Source organism: Gracilimonas mengyeensis, from assembly GCF_900182705.1.
Classification (GTDB): Bacteria; Bacteroidota; Rhodothermia; order Balneolales; family Balneolaceae; genus Gracilimonas; species Gracilimonas mengyeensis.
This window is the reverse complement of the sequence record NZ_FXTP01000005.1, coordinates 89,132-108,415: the sequence shown is the minus strand read 5'-3', so window position 1 is coordinate 108,415 and position 19,284 is coordinate 89,132. Positions and strand designations below refer to the sequence as shown.

The following is a 19,284-nucleotide window of genomic DNA, read 5'->3' as shown; positions in this document are numbered from 1 at the left end:
TATTACTCTAAATAGATGAGGTGAATAGATAGTCAACCCTTCTACGAAGCTTTTCTGCCGCATCTGCAAATATTTCATCCAATTTTTTACCTCTTTTCCACTGCCCTTCAAACATTGCTCTGTTTATAATAGGCAACTGATAAGCTTTGATGTTCACATCTACTTGGTCGGCAAATTCATCGCGAATAATAAACCCTGTTACTTCTTCATGGTAATTGGATAGTTGATCGGGATACAGTAGGGCTATCTCGTCGATCTTAAATCTAACTGCATACGCTAATACCTGATACAAGTCAGATTGAGATATTCCTTTCTTTGGATCATCCTGATCATTGTAGACCATTTTGTATTTAGTATCTGCGATAATCTGCTTTTCCTTTGTTTTCAGAATTAAATCCGGCTTCAAAGCAAATGTTTTATCGTGGTCCAAATGGGTAGATGAAGACTGTGCTATGGCTTTAATGCCATCCACTTCTTTCTCGATAAACCCGTAAATGAAATCCTCAAACAGGTACTCCATTGGGAGCAGGAAAGCGAAGAGCTTTAAGTCATTCTTATAGTCAAAGGATACCGCATGATCCAGGAAAAGCTGGCAGTAGTCACGCACGGTTTCAAACTCAGCAAAGGCAGGGTTGAACTGTATTGATTTACACTCTTCTGCTGAGGCGGGGATATCCGAAACATCATCAAGGGTGAATAGAATCTCGCGCAAGTACTTTTTAGATTCATCGTTTTGTGTTTGATGAAACAATAAGTTAGTCACATACTTTATAATCTGATTGAACCGGTTATCCAGCACAAACGGATCGTAAATGCAGTTCACCTTATGCCAGCGTCCCTTTGATAGGTTCTGATTAATGTAACGTTCTATGTCCAGCCGACCACGGACAAACTGTACTTCACGCCGGACTTCTTGATACTGTTGATAAATAGAATGCCCAAGCAGCTCCCGAGTATACTTAGCAAACAGGTAGATGAGTACTTCAAAAAAGTCACTTTTCTCGGCCCCTAATGATGTTTGATAGCTTGGGAATTTGATCTTGCGGCAGTAGCTAAGCCACCATAGAATATGCTGCTGGATGGCATTGATATCGTGTTTGCTGACTTCACGATTATCATCAAAGAAAATCTTAGGTAGTAGATTGATCTTCTGCCCTTGAAAGTGAATTACACCCACATACTTATTCGACTTAATCTCATCAGTACGATGAAGAAACTGAAGGAAACGCTGGGCTTCAATTTTCTCATCTTCTTCCTCTTCATTACCATAGTAGTAGCCGCTCTTCTCCCTTTGATTCCAGATCCCATCCAGAAACTCTTCCAGACCCTCCATTCCATCGGTCAGGTCCGCCTTATTTTGATATTCGAATAGGTTGATCATTTCTTGCCTGTAATTCGAAGCGGCCAGCTATTATCCTCTACTTCAAGTCCAGCATGACTCAGGATATCTTTAACCTCCTTCTCATCGTTCATAAAATATTCCAGTAGTAAAGGGATTACTTTCCGGTTCATTCGTTTCTTTAGGCTGAGCTCCTCATCCATAAAATAGCTGTGACCAATCTGAAAATCGTGCCCCTTTAGTTTTATGATGCGCTCATTGATCATTTTCAAAACATCGACATCGTAGATCTGCTGATCTTCGATGATATACTCTGGATACATCGCCTCAAAATCAAACCGGCGTCGTAGTGCAATATCTAACAGTGCAATAGACTTATCAGCCGTGTTCATCGTACCAATGATATAAAGGTTTTCTGGTACAGAAAATGATTCGCCGGATGGTAGTTTAGCTGGAATATGTAATTCTCGGCCAAGGCGCTTATCAGGTTCTATAAGTGTAATTAGCTCACCAAAAACTCTTGAGATATTTGCCCTGTTAATTTCATCAATAATGATCACATAGTTTTTAAGATCCACTTGCTCCGTCTCACCGGGAGACTTCCCAATGTCCAGGAGTTCCTCCAATAATGGTGAGTAGTAAGATGAAAGACCCTGTATCTCTAATACTGACTCAGCCTCATACATTTTCCGCAATGTATTAATACTCAATGTGTGAGAAGTTGCACCATTGGACTTTCTAAATTCTATCGATTTATCCGTTACCGCTGTAATGTAATAGGATACTCGCTTCATCTGTACTTCAAGCTCTTCCACTTCTCCTTCCACAAGAGGCTGGATATATTCATTGAAAACGCGTTCAAATGATTGCTTTTTTGTTTGAGGAGATCTGGACGCTTTCCAGTTTTTTAAAGCATTATCAGCCAATTTCTTAAAAATACCGTCAGTACGTTCAAAGGTAAGCTGCTGACTGTTTTCAATATCAGGTCTCAATCCCTGAATAAAATCTTCGTAGCTATAGTTTTGATGGAAGGTGATGAATTCGATGGTCTCTCCCAGCTGGTCATTAAATATCTCTTTTGCTTCCACATAATTTTCGATCCTTCGGTCTTCCACAATTTCAGCAGCCCGCTTAATGGTATTATATGTTTTACCAGTTCCCGGAGGGCCATAGAAAATGGTGTTGAGTGGGTAGTTTATTTCTTTTTTAAGCATTTTACTTTCCTCTATTCCCATAATTTTTTTGATGCGAGCTACATAATCAGGATAAGGAGTGATATCAGTTAAAGTCTTTACAACATTATCTCCTTTTGGCTCTTCCCAAGATCCCTTTTTAAACCAGTTAACCTTTCGTGTTGATTTAAAATTATCGCGAGACTCTTCATAGAAATATTCGGATTCCACTATCCCATATCCGATATATTCGCTTCGTCCTTTCTTAGCTATAACAGCATCTCCAATTTTTATTTCATGAAGAAACTCCCAATTGGCAGTAGCATCATTCTTCTTAGAGCTATCTGTATCAAATAAATCTTGAAGTGCTTTTACTATCTCATCTTTTGAATCATATTGAGCAAGGTCTCCCAAATCCTCCCAACCTAATCGCATAACTCCATCAGAGTGAAATTCCTCCCACTTATTTGCATTGGGGCCCGGTGAGTACAACCAATATCTTTTTGTATTGAGCTTTACCTTGGCTGTAGCTAACAAAGCATCATACTCTTCTTTTGTTGCCGAAAAGTTAGTTCCCTGATTTCCAATTTTTAGATCTGCCAACTCCGGAACATTCTTGATCTGATCGTAGGTAATGGGATTATTTGCAAGGTTATGGGTAATTTTTAACTCAACCTGATCAAAGCCGTTTTCTTTATCATGTTCCTTATAGTAGGGGAGCTCATCTTCTTTGGCTGTATTTTCTTGGACCTCAGATTCTACTTCACCCAAAGCGTAACATCCACGCTTATTACCGGATACCCACAAGATCACTTTATCGCCCGGCCTAATTTTATCTTTATGCGCATTTACCCTCCAACTACTTAAGGCTCCATCCTTTAATGATTGTTCAATATCAAATACGGAAGGATTACCCTGAAACAGCCAATAATTTGACTCTGTGTTTCCCCGCATATTCACCCAAAGAATATCCTGAAAGATCAGCCACTTTTGTTCGCCGGTATAGCAGTCCTCGCTGAGCTGATTCCGAACTGTTTTTACAAGCTCTTGATCTTCTTCAATAGTGGGAACTAACTCCCCAGCCAGTTCCAGGTAATGAAGATATTTCTCTCCAGCACTTTTACTTTCCTGGTTGGCTACTTCTGACAGCAAATATTGGTAGACGTCGTCTTTATATATGGGATATTGTTCCGGGAATCGCATCGTCAGATAAAAGGAGAGGGTCCGCTCATCCTGCTGATGATTCAGTTCTTTACCGTGAGCTTCAGATACTTTTGGGACTAATTCCTCTGCCTGCCCCTCAAAATCCAAGAGCCGTTGCTCCAGAGATTCTTCTTCATTATAAAGGAGGCGGAACATCTTCCGTACCTCTTCCGGAAAGTAGGTAGCGGCCTTGATTATAAAACCTTTTGAGTTTTGATAAACGAGGTTGTAAGATTTTGAAATGGCATCTTTAAGGTTCGCAGCAAAATCATCAGCTTCAAGATCAAAAGTATCCTGAAAATGCTGAACGGCTTCCCATTTATAAATTTCATCAACCAAACCGTTTTCTTTCCGATGCACTTTGTAATCTTGTTGTAAGTTTTCCCATTTTTCTATCATTGCTTTGTATCTATTATTCCATTCCCAAGCAATGTGGGAGAGCTCGTAAAAAGGAGTTTCTGTTTTTTGGCGTACTTCTTCTAATATGGCTTGATATTCCGTGTAGCTTTCAAAGGTTGGCTCTATTTCCAAAACACTTCTTAGGTAAGGTTTGGTCGGGCCATTAATTGGAAAATAGTTTTCCGGATCAATGTAAAATAGTGCCTCAGTTATTTTAACTGGTCCAACGCCATACTGATTAAGAATTTCACTGAATTGGAAATCATCTATGCTATCAAGTAATGCATCAAAGAAAAACCTCCACAATGCTGAAATCTCGTTATCCTTACGATCATAACTGAATGGAAACATCATTACTTTTTGGCCCTGTGCTGAGGGTACACCTAAGTCATCTTCTGGGATAGTGATGTCTAATTGATCAGCAATATTCTGGAGTATCTTGATTCTCCTTCTGGGATATTTATTTATAAAGCAGAAAAAGGTAAACGGATCTATTTCTTCTAAATCTTTTCGGGTCCCCTTTATCTCCTCATCATGCAAGCCAGTAATACCTGCATCACTAAGTAATTTTATTAAAACCTCTTGGTCATCCTCTTTATCCTTAAGATACTCAACCAGTTCTTTATGTGTTTGTACCCACGTAAATTTTTGATCTTCATCATTCATTCTTATCAGTATTTGCTTCATTCTTACTAAATCATAAGGAATAAACAATTTATTAAAAAACTATGGCAATAGGAGTCTTTTAAATTCTGTTGTATATGCTGATATAAATGCATCTCTATTTCTCTCCAAACAACAACTCATACACAACCATACTGGTATCCTTAGGAGGATCAGTTAACTTAGCATCCCCTTCATAAATCTTCCCTGCAAAAGTGTCCGGCATTGGAAAATAGTAGTATTCCTCTCTTTCAAAATCCCATTCGAAAAATCGTATTTCAAAGGATTGTCCTTTGTGGTCGGTGATGTAATCGTGACGCTTAAATTTGGGATCTGGCAGTTCAAGTCTTTTATATAGTTCCATTCCAATCTTGGTTTTTCGTTTGAATTAATGCCTTTAGGCTTCCTTAAAGGGCGAAAATCTATTTTCAGAGATTTTTTAGAGAAACCTCTTGCTTCTTTGTAAATATACAGTAAGCTTTACTGCATAACAACATCGATAATTAGACGTACTGATATGACCACACTTTCATACTATTTAAAGTCTCGCAAGAACAAGAATGGTAACCCACTATATCTCCGTCTCACCCATGAAAGGGAATCTCGATATGTACGATTGGATATCGACATAGAGAAAGAGCATTGGAACCAAGAAAAACAGGTCGTGCGAAAGTCACACCCTCGCCACGACAAGATCAATCGCTACCTGCGAGTTAAGAAACTGGACTGCGACACATTAATTCTGGAGCTAAAGCAATTCAAACCGGCAGCTGATATAGACTTAATGCAGAAGGTTCTTGAGACAGGATCTTTAGATGGGATTAAGAAAACAGGGCGAGTTGAATTTCTAAGCTTTGCCGAAGAGTTAAGAACCGGGTTCAAACAGCAAGGGTCACTACAGAGGTACAAGAACTATGGAACCGTGCTAAATAAACTCAGGGACTTCTGGCCGAAAAAGAGAATCTACTTTGATGACATTGATGTACAGTTCCTTCGTCGTTTTGAAACGTACCTGATTTCGGAATACGGGAATGCAATAAATACCGTAGGTAACAATATGAAGAAGATCAAAAGGGTATTCAATGTTGCCATCAATGAGGGCAAGATAGCTGCCGATATGTACCCTTTCCGAATTTATAAAATCCCTTCTGAACCGGTCACAAAATCGAAACTTACTCAGAATGAGATTAGAGCTATTGAAAATCTTGAGCTAAAGCCGGGGACTCGAATTTTCGACTCCAAGAATATTTTTCTATTTGCCTACTACTGTCGGGGAATGCGTTTCGGAGATGCGGTTACACTGACATGGAGCTCGGTAAGAGATGGGTATCTCGATTATGATATGAGAAAAACCGGAAAGCGAATTTACCTGAAGCTCACAGACCAAGCCCTTCAGATTCTTAACCACTACCGAGGCCAAGGAAAGCCAAAGCCCAATCACTTTGTATTCCCACTTTTAGACAATCGTAAGGATTACAGTGATAAGAACTTTTTATCCAAACAGATCTCCTCGAAGACAGCCTTGGTCAACAAGTACCTCAAAGACATAAGGAGCTTAACGGAGATCAATGAAAACATTACCACTCACATTGCCCGCCATTCTTTTGCCCAGCTGGCTAACAAGAAAAATGTAAGACTGCTGGATATAAAAGACATGCTGGGTCACTCCAGTGTAGATACCACTATGAATTACCTCGAATCCCTTGGTGAAGACCACTTAGACGAGACGGTAGAAGAACTTTTTAACTAAACCTTAAAAAAACGATACAAATCATGAAACCTAAAGAACTAGTTAATTACATCCCTACAGAACAAGAAATTAAAAACTCCATAGACGGTTATTTCTCACTTACTCCAACGGATGACAACAAATACTATAAATCATTCGAGAAGAATTGGCTAAATTTCAAACAAGATATTGAAAGGTATAATAGCGGTGATCATGGGAATAGCTACTTGTTAATTGTCCAAGCTGCCGAAGAACACAAGAACACTCTTTATGAACGTTGTAGCATTAAATTTCAAGAAATCAGAAATATTTTTGACAATGCAATTGGTGTATTTGAAACAAAAGAAGCTGAACTTGAGGAGAAAAACGCAGTTCAACTTCTTAGGATTCTAAAGATATGGAAAGAGGTCAGGGAAAACTACCTTTATGCTTTAGGCATTGACTGCACTAAAAAAGGTTTGAACTTTTCGAAGTTCAAAGCAGATAAAATTGGCCATCCTTTTGGGAGTTACAATGATTTCATTACGGAAGTCTTGTCTAATGTTGAAAGTCTCTTGGATCAACTTTGTATGCTATTCGCTCAACACCTTGGCATGTCATGTGCTATGCGCTGTTTATTTGAACAAGGGTCATTTCCAAGTTGTGAGGATTTTGTGACCAGAAATTGGGATGGATTTGAATTTTCACTTGATCGGGTAATAGATAAGGACCTCAGTAACCTTCTTAATATGGGGCATTTAGTAGATCCCGCTATTAAGCTTCGTTTCAATTCCTTAGTAGAGAAAAGTAGATACTCTCATAAAGAAGCACATAGCATCATTGAATCTGAATTGAATGCCTTAGGATTGAAACCTGAAGATTTCCCAGATGAACCTAAAGTTCTTGCCGATAGGGCCAGAAGACATCGCGACAAAATCTACAATGAATTAAGCTTGCTCAGCGAGAACATTAGCTCATAGACCGAGTGGGGCGTTTAACCTTCACCCAATACCTTCAAGTGCACTTAATTACTAACAATAAAATTCAAGTTCACTATGAAGAGTTCTATAACCATACAATTGGATGAAAATACCCTCAACCAAATTGCTTCGGCGGTAAAGGAGGCTGTTAAAGAGCAGCTTCCTGCCTACGCCAATACTAAAAAGGATTGGCTAAGCACCGATGAAGTAATGGAAATGATGAATGTTTCCCGCCGAACCATTCAGAATTACCGGGATGAGGGTAAAATCCCTTATACAAGAGAAGGGAGAGTCATCCTTTACCCTCGTGAAGGTATCGAAAAGTTTTTACGTGATAACATGATAAAAGCTTACCGGTAGGAGGGATAACAATGAGCAGCACATTAAACACAGCATTAGATCTCGTTGATAAAGGATTTCACATTATTCCGCTTCACACTCCCCAGGAAAACGACGGGTGTTCCTGTGGTAGGTCATGTGGAAGTCAAGGTAAACACCCTCGAATTAGCGACTGGCCCAACAATGCAACCAACAACCCAAATCAAGTCAGGGAATGGTGGCGGAGTTGGCCGGAAGCTAATATTGGTATTGTTTGTGGAGAGCTATCAAACTTAGTCGTTTTAGATGTAGATCCTCGCCATGGAGGAGAGAAGTCGCTCGATGAATTGGAAGAGAGGCTCGGTAATTTTACGCAAACCACTACTATTATTACAGGAGGTGGAGGTAATCATTTCTACTACCGGTATCCCGGTCAAGGAAAGATCAAAAACAGTAATGGAAAGCTTGGTGATGGACTGGATATCAAGACAGACGGCGGATATATAGTCGCTCCTGGCTGTTTGCATCAATCGGGACAAACTTATGACTGGCTCATTGGACTCGATGAGATCAAAGCTTTTCCAGAAAAACTCATTCAAGCGTTAAACAAACCTGCCACTAAGCAAAAGAAAGAGGATAAAAAACACAGTTTAAGTTCCACTGATCCTATTCCAGAAGGAGAACGGAATAATACACTGTTTGAACTTGGCGTTCTTCTCCGGAAAAAGGGAGCTAATCGCATACAAATTGAATCAGAACTCCTTGATATCAATGCTAAACGTTGTAGCCCACCTTTAGATAGCTCAGAAGTCCAGGTGATTGCCGGAAGTGCCAGCCGTGATCCAAATTCATCAACAGGTAGTATGACATCACTTAATGCTAACGAAATAGAATACGGCCTATGGGACACTGAGTTTGGCAATGCCAATGAGTTTGTTGAGCGTTATGCAGATGTAGTCTGCTTTGACACCGATAGCGAATGCTGGTTGGTTTGGGACGGCACCCGATGGAAGAGAGATCCCAAAGAGCTGATCGTTACCAGCTACGCCAAGAAGATGATTGAAGAATTGTATGACGAAGCTTGCGACATTGAAGATGAAGACCTTGCCAAAGAAAAGAAACGTCATGCAAAGAAATCAGCTAAGGGTACCAGTCTTAATGCTTTTCTTAACCTCGCAAAGACAGACAAGAGAGTTAAAGTAAGCGGAAAGGATTTAGACCAATACCCCCTTAAGCTTACACTCGAAAATCTAACCTATGACCTTAAAAATGGTAGGAAGCTAACGCACAATCCCGATCTCTACATCACCAAAAAGTTAGCCTTTAACTTTGATTCCAATGCAAATGGGCTGCGATGGAGAGAGTTTGTCTTACAAATTATGAATGGCGACCAAGAGATGGCCAATTTCCTGAAACAGGCGGTCGGGTACTCTATGACTGGCCTCACAACCGAACAGTGTTTGTTCTTTTTGTTTGGAAAGGGGAAAAATGGAAAGTCCACCTTTGTAGAAGTCATCATGGAGATGCTTGGAGAGTATGCTTGTAAAGGCGAAAACGAAATGATCATGGATCGCAATGGGTATGCAGGTATCCCCAATGATGTGGCCCGATTGAAAGGCCAGCGTTTTGTGCTGCTATCCGAGGTGCAAGAGGGTAAAAAGTTAGACGAAGCCCAAGTTAAAAACCTCACCGGTGGGGATACCATATCAGCCCGATTCCTTCGGCAAGAGTTTTTCGACTTTACCCCAACCCATACGCTTTGGTTGTTTGGCAACCATAAGCCACTAATAACTGGGACCGACGATGGGATCTGGAGACGACTTCGATTGATAAAGTTTGGTAGAACCTTTTCCGAAAAAGAACGGGATGGCGAATTAAAAGAAAAGCTGAAAAAGGATTTGTCCGGTGTGTTTAACTGGGCGCTTGAAGGCTTTGAAGAGTGGAAAGAAAACGGAAGGAAATTAATGGTCCCGGAATCTGTGGGGCGAGAGACCTTAAAATACCGAGGGGAGATGGATATTCTGTCCTCATTTTTGCAGGAAGCTTGCGAGGAAGGGGTTACACACAGCTGCAGTAACAAAGAGTTCCGCCATACTTATGAGATGTGGTGTAGTGACAACGGTCTTGTACCCTTTTCAAACAATAAGCTGAACCCAAGGCTTGAGGAAAGAGGCTTCGTAAAGTATCACTCTAATGGGCGAGTTCACTGGCGTGGCTTCCGGCCCAAAGCCCATGATCACGTAGATGATGTAGAGGGTGTAGAGCATGTTCAGGCTTAAAAATAAATGTAAATGCCAGTATGGACCTACACCCTCTACTTACTCTACTGATATTTAATTTCACTTCTATTCCGAACAAGTATGAACAATGCAGCCTCTAAATGTTTAGCATGTGGGCAAAGCACTGCATCAAAGCGAAGTGATGCAAAATACTGTAGTGACAGGTGCCGAATGTCATACAAACGGAGGCTAAAGAAATTTCAGCTCATCCAAAAATTGTATGACCTTTGCGCTCAATTACCCGGTCATGTTGTTACATGCAGTGAAGGTGAGATGCTGCGAATGCCATACGAAGCAGGTAAAAGCAATCAACAAATGTTGACGACTAGAGACCTTCATAGCCTGAGTTTGGCTAAAATCGAGTCACTTTTGCACTTAAAACAGAAGGAAATCAATATGCATAGATTGGTTAACCAGTTCAGAGGAAAGGATCAGTAAAAGGCCATTTAGTATAACAAAATTGCCCTTATTTTGTCATACATGGCTATTTAAACCGCTCCAGCTTATGCTTACGCCGTTGCCAGTCAGGGAGCACTTTGTTTAACAAACGGTAAAATTCCTTGTCGTGGTGAGGCTGTTTTGTATGACATAACTCATGTATGATCACGTAATCAATGCAGTATACCGGGTGTTTGATTAATTCGGGATTGAGAAGCACCTTGCCGGAGGAGGTGTAACTTCCCCAGCGCTTTTCCATGTTATACACTTGGAGTTGGGGGCGTTTAATGTCATACTTTTTTACTGTTTCCAGGCAAGCGACCAGCCTTTCGTCAAACTTTTTCTCTGCTTTCTCCCGGTACCAGCTATCCAACTGCTGCTTAACATGGTCTTTATCGCCCTTTTTGTTAGACCAAATCTGGAAGTATCCGCCTTTTAGTTTAACGGATTCAGGCTGATCTCCCTTTGTTTGTATGACTTTTAACCGGTATTGCTTACCCAAATAGCGATGTGTCTCTCCACTCACATACTCGTCGTGATCTCCCAGCGGGTCAAATCGGTTGAAATACTTTAATTGTTTGACGATCCACCGCCCACGCTTGCGCACTTTGTCATGAATTTTCTCCATTTCAGCCTGTTCCGGGGCCGTGACCCAAATAGTCTGGTCCGGATATACCGCAATCTCTAACGTTTTTCGGTTAGAGTAGGTCAGATTAAACTTAAGGGTGGTGGTACCATAATCAACCGTCTGCAAATTATCGTGAGCTATGTTTTTGTTTTGACTTGATGATGGTTTCTGCAATGCGTTCGATGACATCAAAATCCCGTTTAAGGTCCAATTTTCTAAATAACTCTATCATGTAGTCTTCAATGGCGATGAACATGTTGTTCTTCACGTCCGGATTGGTCTCCCAGTCTACAATGGTTAGACTTTCAATGATTTTCTCCAATTCAATTCCAGCCGTGGTGTAGAAATCTTCCCGTTTTTCTGGTTCAACCGCCATATATGCCTCCTCAAAGAATTCCTCCATCTCTGTTTTGATGGTATTGTAGAAGGAACGGGCTACCGGACGTTCTTTCAGCTCATTCGGGGTTCCATCCCAAATCCCCTGCTGTACACCCTGCTTAATTTGTTTAACCTTTTCGAGGTATTCTTTCTCGGAGATACGGTCGTGTAAGAACTTTTGTATGGTTTCCTCTATCATATCCGAGAACTTGCGGTACATGGCCGGGTCTTCGTCCATGCGCTCTTCAATCACCTTCTTGGTCTTACTGGCTATTTCATCGGCTTTGGAGGCATCAGAGCGTTTAGACTGCTCATCCTGCATCTCAAAGAATTCGTCGCTGAAAATATCTATAGGCTCCACAATTTGATCGATTCCCTCTGTGCCCACATAAGAATCTAGCATTTTTTGGACCCGATCTTCATACTCTCGGTGGTCAATGGCCTCTCCGTAACGAATTCGGACAGAGCGACGCAGGTTTTCAAAGAATTTCAGGTCTTTCTTGTACCGTTTAATGTCTGATTCGTCGATATAGTCAAACAATTTATCCGCTGAAAAGGCTGCTTGTAGGGTTCGGGCGAAATTGGATAGCTTTTCATAGAAGTCATCCCGAATATCATCGGGCCGCAGAAACCGCTCCATCGCCTCATTATCATTCGTGTCCTCACATTCCTTGAAGACATCCCACAAGGCTTTATGCAATTTAGGTAGAGACTCGACCACTTCTTTCATGGGGGTAACTGTTCCCATTAAATCTTGCTGCTCAAAGCCACTCAAGGCCGAATAGGTATTGATCGCATCGGTTAACGTGCCAAGAATTCCCACATAATCTATAACAAACCCGACATCTTTACCTTCAAACAAACGGTTCACACGGGCTATAGCCTGCAACAGGTTATGCTCATCCAGATATCGAGCCATATACAGCACCGTGTTATTGGGTGCATCAAAACCGGTGAGGAGTTTGTAAACGACAATGATAAGCTCCACCTCCCGGCTGTCTGACTTAAATAGATTAATGATACTGTCTTCGTAAGTCTCTTTATTCCCAAATCGGTCCATCATCTGCTTCCAGAATACCTGCACCTCGTCATTCGGATCATCATAGGTATCGTCATGTCCCTCCCGCGTGTCAGGGGGAGAAATAACGAGTTCGGCATTAATCTGTCCACGCTCTTTGAAGTAACGATAGTAGCGTACAGCTGTTTTGCGATCGGGCACAGCCAGTTGCGCTTTGTATTTGGTTCCCTTAAGGTTTTTAAGGAAGTGATCGGTAATATCTTTGCTAATTTCCTCAATCACCAGTTGAGCCGTGAGCAGTTTGTTTAACGTGGAGTACCGGCGTTTGTAGTCGGAGACCTGATCTGCCGACATGCCTTCCATATCCCGTTCAAATTCTCGGTCCAGCTTCTCTTTCCAGGTATCCAGCTTTGCTGCCCGGCCTTCGTAGATGATCGGCACTACAGCTTTGTCCTTCACCGCCTGATCCATCGTATACGAATCAATGATACCGCCAAACTTGGCGGCTGTGCTCTTCTCTTTTTTCATGAGAGGTGTACCCGTAAAACCGATGTAGCAGGCATTAGGTAGTATCTTTCTCATCTCCGCATGCATCATTCCGTACTGGGTGCGGTGCGACTCGTCAATCAATACAAAAATATTGCGGGACTCATTGACCAAGTTCCTTTGATTAAGCGCAGCGTTAAACTTATTGATGATCGTGGAGATATTTTCAACGCCCGGATCTTTAATCAGCTCGGCAAGGTGCCTGCCGGTTTTTGCCTGGATGATATCCTTACCGCAGCTTCTGAATGTCTTCTTAAGCTGATCGTCCAAATCTGTTCTATCAGTTACCAAGATGATACGTTGGGATGAAATATCATCGGCTACTGCCAGGTTTTTGGACATGAATACCATGGTAATGGACTTCCCACTTCCCTGAGTGTGCCATATCACACCGCCTTTGCGAATTCCGTCTTCATCCGTCTGACGAACACGGTTCATCATACGCTTTACCCCAAAATATTGCTGGTACCGGGCAATCTTTCGGGTATTGTTATCAAACACCGTGAAATTCCGTGTGAGCTCAAGTAATCGGTCGGGGCGACAAAGGCTATATAGGTTTACATCCTGTTTGGTGGGCTCTCGCTTTTTCTCTTTTGTCTGTGGGCGTTCGTAGTAATGAGCTTTGAGACGATCCATCCATTCCGTTGAATCGTCCGGCTTGGCGATCAGCTCTTTTACTTTGTCTTCAATATTCTCTTCCTCTCGCCAGACCGACCAAAACTTCTTGCTTGTATCAGTAGCCGCATACGAAAGCTCATTCACGCTGGAAGCGATCAGCATTTGGGTGAAGTGAAAAAAACCGGGCACTTCTTCTTTGTTCTGATTGCGTAGATGTTGGGAGATAGCCTCATCGAGAGCATTCTTTTTATCTCTTCGTTTGTTCTCGATGGCCACAAAGGGAATCCCGTTCACAAAAAGGACCATATCGACCCGGCGAACCTTATGCTTTCCCTTAATCTCAAACTCATCCGTTACGTGAAAGACATTATTCTCCGGATGCTCCCAGTCCACATAGTTAAACGGAAAGCTCTTTTTATCTCCCTTAACAACCTGCTCATAGCTTTTACCCAGCGTAAGCAAATCATAAATCTTCTCATTGGTCTTCACTAAACCTTCGTCCGGCTGCTGCTGAAGATCGTAAGCGGCTCTACTGATAGCCGGTGGCGGAAAGGGCAGCGTTTCCCCTTTGTATTCGATTCTGTTGATGCTGGATAGCTGATCTTCCAGGATATCCGTGAGTACAAACCGGGTGAGCAGTCCATCCCGCATCTCCAGGGCTTTCTCCGGGGAGATGTAGGTATAGCCCAACTGTTGCAGCAGTCGAAGTGCCGGGAGTTGGGAGTCTTTGTCTTCTAAGTAGGATGAGTTATTCATTGTGGTCTCCGGCTTGAAGTAAATGCACAATAACTTTGACGATCATTTCTTTCTCTGAGGGATTACTTTCTGCCACCATCAAGGTCAATGCAACGAGTGTTGAGTCTGAAATTCGTTTCAATCCTTCTTCGGTATACAGAAGACCATTATGCTGTAAGAAAAGCAGAAAAAGATAGGCGGCAATTCGCTTATTACCATCACTGAAGGAATGATTCTTAACCAAAAAATATAAAAGGTGAGCTGCTTTTATCTCAGCCGTTGGATACACATCTTTCCCATCAAATGATTGGTATATAGCCCCAATGGAACCTCTTAGTGACTTATCTTTTTCTCGTCCAAACAGTTCACTAGCCTGTGTTCTTTTACGAAGAGTTTCTATGGCCTTACGTGCGTCTTTGTAGGTGATTTTCCATCGATCAGTACTTCCAACCTCCGGCAAATCCAACTGTTCGTGATCGAAGCGATCCAACATGTCAAGGGAGTAACTAAAATCCGAAATCACCTTCAGCAAGCCCTCTGCCTCCGTTGGCTCCAATTCTTTGGAGCGGGCCGCTTTCTCCATCAGCTTTAATGCCGCTTTTAGTTCTTCATACTTTGAGGCTTTCTCCTTCAATCTTTTTTGATTCAGCGTGTACCCTTCAATAAGGTGTTGCTTTAAAATATTCGTAGCCCATTTTCTAAATCGTGTACCTTCAATAGATTTCACACGATAACCCACTGAGATGATGACATCCAAGTTATAATGCTGAATATTCCTTTTAACCTGCCGGTTACCCTCTTTCCGAACTATCCGGAATTTCCGGATAGTTGGTTTTTTATCCAGTTCTCCTTCCTCATAAATATTTGTGATATGCTCCGAAACGGTTCGTACATCTTTGTTAAAAAGAAGTGAAAGCTGCTCCTGAGTAAGCCATACGGTCTCTTCCTGAAGATTTACTTCCAGTTTGGTATATCCTTCTTTAGACTCATAAATAATGATATCTTTTTGATCACTCATATCCATTTAGTTAGTGCCGGTATCTATATGCTTCACCCTCACTTTCCCCGTCAATAACTGCTGCATCAAACCCTTCTTCTGCTGTTGATACTTTTCAAGTTGTACCTCTAACAGCTCAATCTCTTTCATCGCCTTGTTTAATATTGAAGCTATCTTTTTTTGCTCCTCATATTGAGGTAATGTGATATCGATTTCAAAAAAGTCCTTCACGCTAACATTCAGTAAGCCGTGGTTACGGGCTCCTTCTCTTGCAATCTTATAAATGCCATGGTCCAAACCTCCATATTCGAAGAAGTGAGCTATAAAATCACTATCCACATTATCTGAGGTTAATCTGAAACATATATATAAAGGAGACAAAACACCCTTTTCATAATCATCCAGCCTTTTAATGGCTCCTAACGGATATCCTTCTGAATAGCTTTTGTTGTAAGCAAAATCACCTTGTCTTATAACGATGTAGTTAGACAAGTCTTTACTGGCTACTGATTTATTGTAGTAATCAGTCTGACTAACCAAACCGTCTTGGGCGGAAATCGTTAATACATTTTTAACTGTATCAGATTCATTTTTTTCTGTTACTCTATCAAATACCTCACCCAACCTCACCTCAGCCCAATCTTCCCCTTCAAACTCCGGAAACCGAACCTTGCCGGAGAGCAGCCGCTGCATGAGGCCTTTCTTATACCGCTTCTTGGCCTGGATGAGCTTCTCTGTTTTGGAGATGGCTTCGTCCCAAAAAGTGATAATTCCTAAAATTATATCTTGTTCTTCAAGAGGGGGTAAGAGTATGGGCATTTTCCTATACTCATTTGAATTAACCCCCGGTTGACCACTTCTTTGTGAAATGGTATTAATCCAATTTCTATAGTATGCAGTATCTGTATATAATTTAAGATATTTAGGTCTTAGAGTATTTGCATCAGGTTTGTACTTAATTAGGTAGCCTGCATAAACCAATTCCCCATTATCTATTTCATGCAGATATGTTTTACCAACAGTATTACCTGTTCTGGCAAAAACGATATCTCCCAGTTCTAATAAATATTTTGAATACTGTTCGCTTTCAACAGATTTTTTCCCTTCCTGCTTAAGATTCCCGTAATCATCTATATCAGTAATTCTTAGGTATCGAGGTTTTTGAGGATCGTATTCAGATGCTGATTCATTAATACCATATTTGCCACTACCCATAATACATTCTCCCAATGGAGCAATTTTCCACTCATCAGGAACATTTTTTACTGATGGACCAATATATTTTTTACCTGATGTCATACTAATAACTTAAGACTTGATTTTTTCTTACTGATTTACTCATTCTTTTTTCTCGCTTTCTCTTCAATCTGCTTCAGTTCTTCCAGGGTCTCTTCATCCGCTTTTCGGGCTTCCAGTTGTTTCCTTTTTTTGTTGAAATCATCATACCGCTCACCGGCCAGTTTCTTAGCGACGGAGGCTTTTAAGCTCCCTGCATGATCCAGAATATCACGTTCATTAAACTCGAGAAAGGCATCCAGGCGATCTTCCCAATCTTTCATATACATCGCCTTTCGCCGTCTTGCCTGATCTTCGGCATAATCGAGATACATGGTTACAATGCGGTTCAGCTCACTAATCTCATCTTCTTTGAGGTAGTTCTTTGCCGTATCCACATCTTGCTTTCGCACTTTGTTGCCTTTCCAGGAAGTCAACCCCATATTCGGTTTCCCAGTATCTGAACGCCCAACAATCAACTCAGCAGCTGTTTGTCCTGTAACTACCCACAGCATTTTATTCTGTACCTTTTTAAAAAAGAGTTGGGCCGCATTAGATTTAGAATCATAATCGGCGCTTAGCGCATAAATATCTTTCACCTTTTGGTAGAACCGCTTTTCAGAGGCCCGAATATCCCGGATGCGTTCCAGCAGCTCATCAAAATAATCCCATCCACCGGGATGTTTCAGGCGATCATCATCCATCACAAAGCCTTTCACCAAATATTCTCTTAAACGCTCAGTGGCCCACTTTCTAAAATGCGTTCCTATTGCTGACCGAACACGGTACCCAACAGACAAAATCATATCAAGATTGTAATACTTGATGGGCCTTTTGACCTGGCGATCTCCCTCATTTTGAACTGTCAAGTATTCCTTGACAGTTGCCTCTTCTTCAAGCTCTTCTTCCTGATAAATATTCTTAATATGGAGGCTTATATTTTGCTTGGTTGTCTGAAACAGTTCGGTCATCTGCTGCTGTGACATCCACAGAGACTCATTTTCGAGTCTAACCTCTATATCTGCTTCACCGTCAGGTGAATTATAGATCAAAAACTCTCCATAACGTTCGTCCTGCATTTCACTCATTCTATACCCCCAGCTTTTTCAAATATTCATCCATCTGCTTTCGAACGTGGGTCAGCTCTGTCTCCAATTCTTCAATTTCCCCCTGAACCTCTGCAATATCCACCTCTGCCTCCGGCTCAAAGGTATCCACATAACGGGGAATGTTCAGATTGTAATCATTCTCTTTCAGCTCATCAGGAGAGGCCACATACGAGTATTTATCCACCGTCTCAAATTGCTCAAAAGTGGAAACGATCTTCTCTATGTCCTCATCTCTCAGCTTGTTTTGGCGGGTCCCTTTTTCAAAGCCTTTGCTTGCATCGATGAAGAGCACCTCTTCTCGTTCTTTAGCTTTATTGAAGATTAGTATAGCTGCCGGTATACCGGTTCCAAAGAAGAGATTCTCTGGCAACCCAACCACGGCCTCCAAGAGATTTTCTTTGATCAACGCCTCCCGAATACGTCCTTCGGCTCCACTACGGAATAGCACACCATGTGGGACAATCACCCCAACCTTTCCGTTCTCGTCTTTGGCCGTTTCAATCATGTGTTGGATGAATGCGTAATCTGCACGACTCTTGGGAGGAATCCCTCTTTTGTATCGGTTGTAAGGATCATCTTTGGCTTCCTCTTTACCCCACTTATCCAAACTGAACGGAGGATTGGCCACCACCACATCGAAAGTCATAAGCTGATCTTTCTCCACTAAGTCCGGGCTGTTCAGCGTATCACACCAGCGAATATCCGCAGCATCCATACCATGCAAGAACATGTTCATTTTAGCCAATGCCCACGTGCTACCATTACTTTCCTGTCCGTATATGCGAAAATCTTTTCCATCCACTTCTTCAGCTACCGTAATCGCCAATGAACCGGAACCAATCGCCGGGTCACAAATACGATCTCCGGGCTGTGGTTTTATGAGCTTTGCCAAAAGCTGAGAAACTTCATGAGGGGTGTAGAACTCACCGCCTTTCTTACCGGCATCCGAAGCAAATCGCTCAATCAGATACATGTACCCGTTTCCAATAATATCTTCTGTACCAATTACTGATGGGCGGAAATTCAGCTCCGGCTTATGGAAATCGTTGATCAGGTTTTTAAGCCTACGGTTCCGGTCTTTGGTCTTACCGAGATTTCCTTCTGAGTTGAAATCCACATTACGGAATACTCCTTCCAGCTTCTCATAGTTAGCCTCTTCAATTTTTTCCAAGACCTTATTAATTCGGTCGCCAAGATCTTCAGCATTCTGGTTTTCAACCAAGTAATCGAAGGTGCAATCATCCGGCAGTACAAAACGCTCTCGCTTCATCCGGCGCCGAATAAGCTCCTCATCATCTCCATATTCTTTTTTGTAGGCGTCATACCGGTCTTTCCATACATCGCTCAAATACTTAAGGAAGAGAAACACCAGGATATAGTTTTTGTACTCCGAAGGGTCAACCACGCCACGAAACGTATCGCAGGCCGACCATAATGCGTTGTTAATTTCTTGTTGGGATGGTTTGTAGTTAGACATCTAT

The 19,284-nt window shown here is 41.7% G+C and carries 13 protein-coding genes; 4 read left to right on the top strand and 9 right to left on the bottom strand.

The features are described 5' to 3' along the window. Nucleotides 1-7: 7 nt before the first annotated feature. The 3 genes from FN815_RS07010 to FN815_RS07000 form a co-directional block, all read right to left on the bottom strand. Nucleotides 8-1,381: an McrC family protein gene (locus FN815_RS07010; RefSeq protein ID WP_142453919.1), complete on the bottom strand. Its 1,374-nt coding sequence runs from the start codon at nt 1,379-1,381 to the stop codon at nt 8-10. After that, entirely contained in the window at nt 1,378-4,779 is a 3,402-nt protein-coding gene (locus FN815_RS07005) for an EVE domain-containing protein (protein ID WP_185957205.1), read from the bottom strand. Before FN815_RS07005 ends, FN815_RS07010 begins: the two co-directional genes overlap by 4 nt. Before the next feature lie 115 nt (nt 4,780-4,894). Next, the gene (locus FN815_RS07000; RefSeq protein WP_142453917.1) at nt 4,895-5,140 is read right to left on the bottom strand and encodes a hypothetical protein; all 246 of its coding nucleotides are present in this window, start codon (nt 5,138-5,140) and stop codon (nt 4,895-4,897) included. Between the two features lie 153 nt (nt 5,141-5,293). On the opposite strand from FN815_RS07000, the gene FN815_RS06995 reads away from it, so the two are divergent. The 4 genes from FN815_RS06995 (at nt 5,294) to FN815_RS06980 (ending at nt 10,061) form a co-directional block, all read left to right on the top strand. Then, the gene (locus FN815_RS06995; protein ID WP_142453916.1) at nt 5,294-6,526 is read left to right on the top strand and encodes a site-specific integrase; all 1,233 of its coding nucleotides are present in this window, start codon (nt 5,294-5,296) and stop codon (nt 6,524-6,526) included. Nucleotides 6,527-6,549: 23 nt separating this feature from the next. Continuing rightward, nucleotides 6,550-7,464 (top strand): hypothetical protein, encoded by a 915-nt coding sequence (locus FN815_RS06990; protein WP_142453915.1) that lies wholly within the window; start codon nt 6,550-6,552, stop codon nt 7,462-7,464. 75 nt (nt 7,465-7,539) lie between these two features. Continuing rightward, a complete protein-coding gene (locus FN815_RS06985; protein ID WP_142453914.1) occupies nt 7,540-7,824 on the top strand; it encodes a helix-turn-helix domain-containing protein in 285 nt (94 codons plus the stop codon). Nucleotides 7,825-7,835: 11 nt separating this feature from the next. Beyond that, on the top strand, nt 7,836-10,061 hold the full coding sequence (locus FN815_RS06980) for a phage/plasmid primase, P4 family (RefSeq protein ID WP_142453913.1): 2,226 nt from the start codon (nt 7,836-7,838) through the stop codon (nt 10,059-10,061). A 484-nt stretch (nt 10,062-10,545) separates the two neighbouring features. Here the strand turns inward: FN815_RS06980 and FN815_RS06970 are convergent, their stop codons facing one another. From FN815_RS06970 to FN815_RS06945, 6 genes are read right to left on the bottom strand one after another with little or no spacing between them, the layout of a single operon-like run. Next, nucleotides 10,546-11,253, bottom strand: a complete 708-nt coding sequence (locus FN815_RS06970) for a M48 family metallopeptidase (protein WP_185957204.1) — start codon at nt 11,251-11,253, stop codon at nt 10,546-10,548. Between the two features lies 1 nt (nt 11,254). Next, a complete protein-coding gene (locus tag FN815_RS06965) occupies nt 11,255-14,443 on the bottom strand; it encodes a type I restriction endonuclease subunit R (RefSeq protein ID WP_142453910.1) in 3,189 nt (1,062 codons plus the stop codon). Next, nucleotides 14,436-15,440, bottom strand: coding sequence for a virulence RhuM family protein/type II toxin-antitoxin system death-on-curing family toxin (locus FN815_RS06960; protein ID WP_142453909.1), 1,005 nt, complete (start codon nt 15,438-15,440; stop codon nt 14,436-14,438). The genes FN815_RS06965 and FN815_RS06960 overlap by 8 nt, the downstream gene beginning before the upstream one ends. Before the next feature lie 6 nt (nt 15,441-15,446). Next, nucleotides 15,447-16,718 carry a restriction endonuclease subunit S gene (locus tag FN815_RS06955; RefSeq protein WP_142453908.1) on the bottom strand — a complete coding sequence of 424 codons (1,272 nt, stop codon included), beginning with the start codon at nt 16,716-16,718 and terminating at the stop codon, nt 15,447-15,449. 35 nt (nt 16,719-16,753) lie between these two features. Then, nucleotides 16,754-17,782 (bottom strand): virulence RhuM family protein, encoded by a 1,029-nt coding sequence (locus FN815_RS06950; RefSeq protein ID WP_142453907.1) that lies wholly within the window; start codon nt 17,780-17,782, stop codon nt 16,754-16,756. A gap of 1 nt (nt 17,783) precedes the next feature. Beyond that, a complete protein-coding gene (locus FN815_RS06945) occupies nt 17,784-19,280 on the bottom strand; it encodes a type I restriction-modification system subunit M (RefSeq protein ID WP_142453906.1) in 1,497 nt (498 codons plus the stop codon). Between the last annotated feature and the right edge of the window lie 4 nt (nt 19,281-19,284).

Bases quoted from the DNA above. Each gene is read 5' to 3' on its own strand.
- FN815_RS07010 (WP_142453919.1), bottom strand. From the start codon at position 1,381: ATGATCAACCTATTCGAATATCAAAATAAGGCGGACCTGACCGATGGA.
- FN815_RS07005 (WP_185957205.1), bottom strand. From the start codon at position 4,779: ATGAATGATGAAGATCAAAAATTTACGTGGGTACAAACACATAAAGAA.
- FN815_RS07000 (WP_142453917.1), bottom strand. From the start codon at position 5,140: ATGGAACTATATAAAAGACTTGAACTGCCAGATCCCAAATTTAAGCGT.
- FN815_RS06995 (WP_142453916.1), top strand. From the start codon at position 5,294: ATGACCACACTTTCATACTATTTAAAGTCTCGCAAGAACAAGAATGGT.
- FN815_RS06990 (WP_142453915.1), top strand. From the start codon at position 6,550: ATGAAACCTAAAGAACTAGTTAATTACATCCCTACAGAACAAGAAATT.
- FN815_RS06985 (WP_142453914.1), top strand. From the start codon at position 7,540: ATGAAGAGTTCTATAACCATACAATTGGATGAAAATACCCTCAACCAA.
- FN815_RS06980 (WP_142453913.1), top strand. From the start codon at position 7,836: ATGAGCAGCACATTAAACACAGCATTAGATCTCGTTGATAAAGGATTT.
- FN815_RS06965 (WP_142453910.1), bottom strand. From the start codon at position 14,443: ATGAATAACTCATCCTACTTAGAAGACAAAGACTCCCAACTCCCGGCA.
- FN815_RS06960 (WP_142453909.1), bottom strand. From the start codon at position 15,440: ATGAGTGATCAAAAAGATATCATTATTTATGAGTCTAAAGAAGGATAT.
- FN815_RS06955 (WP_142453908.1), bottom strand. From the start codon at position 16,718: ATGACATCAGGTAAAAAATATATTGGTCCATCAGTAAAAAATGTTCCT.
- FN815_RS06950 (WP_142453907.1), bottom strand. From the start codon at position 17,782: ATGAGTGAAATGCAGGACGAACGTTATGGAGAGTTTTTGATCTATAAT.
- FN815_RS06945 (WP_142453906.1), bottom strand. From the start codon at position 19,280: ATGTCTAACTACAAACCATCCCAACAAGAAATTAACAACGCATTATGG.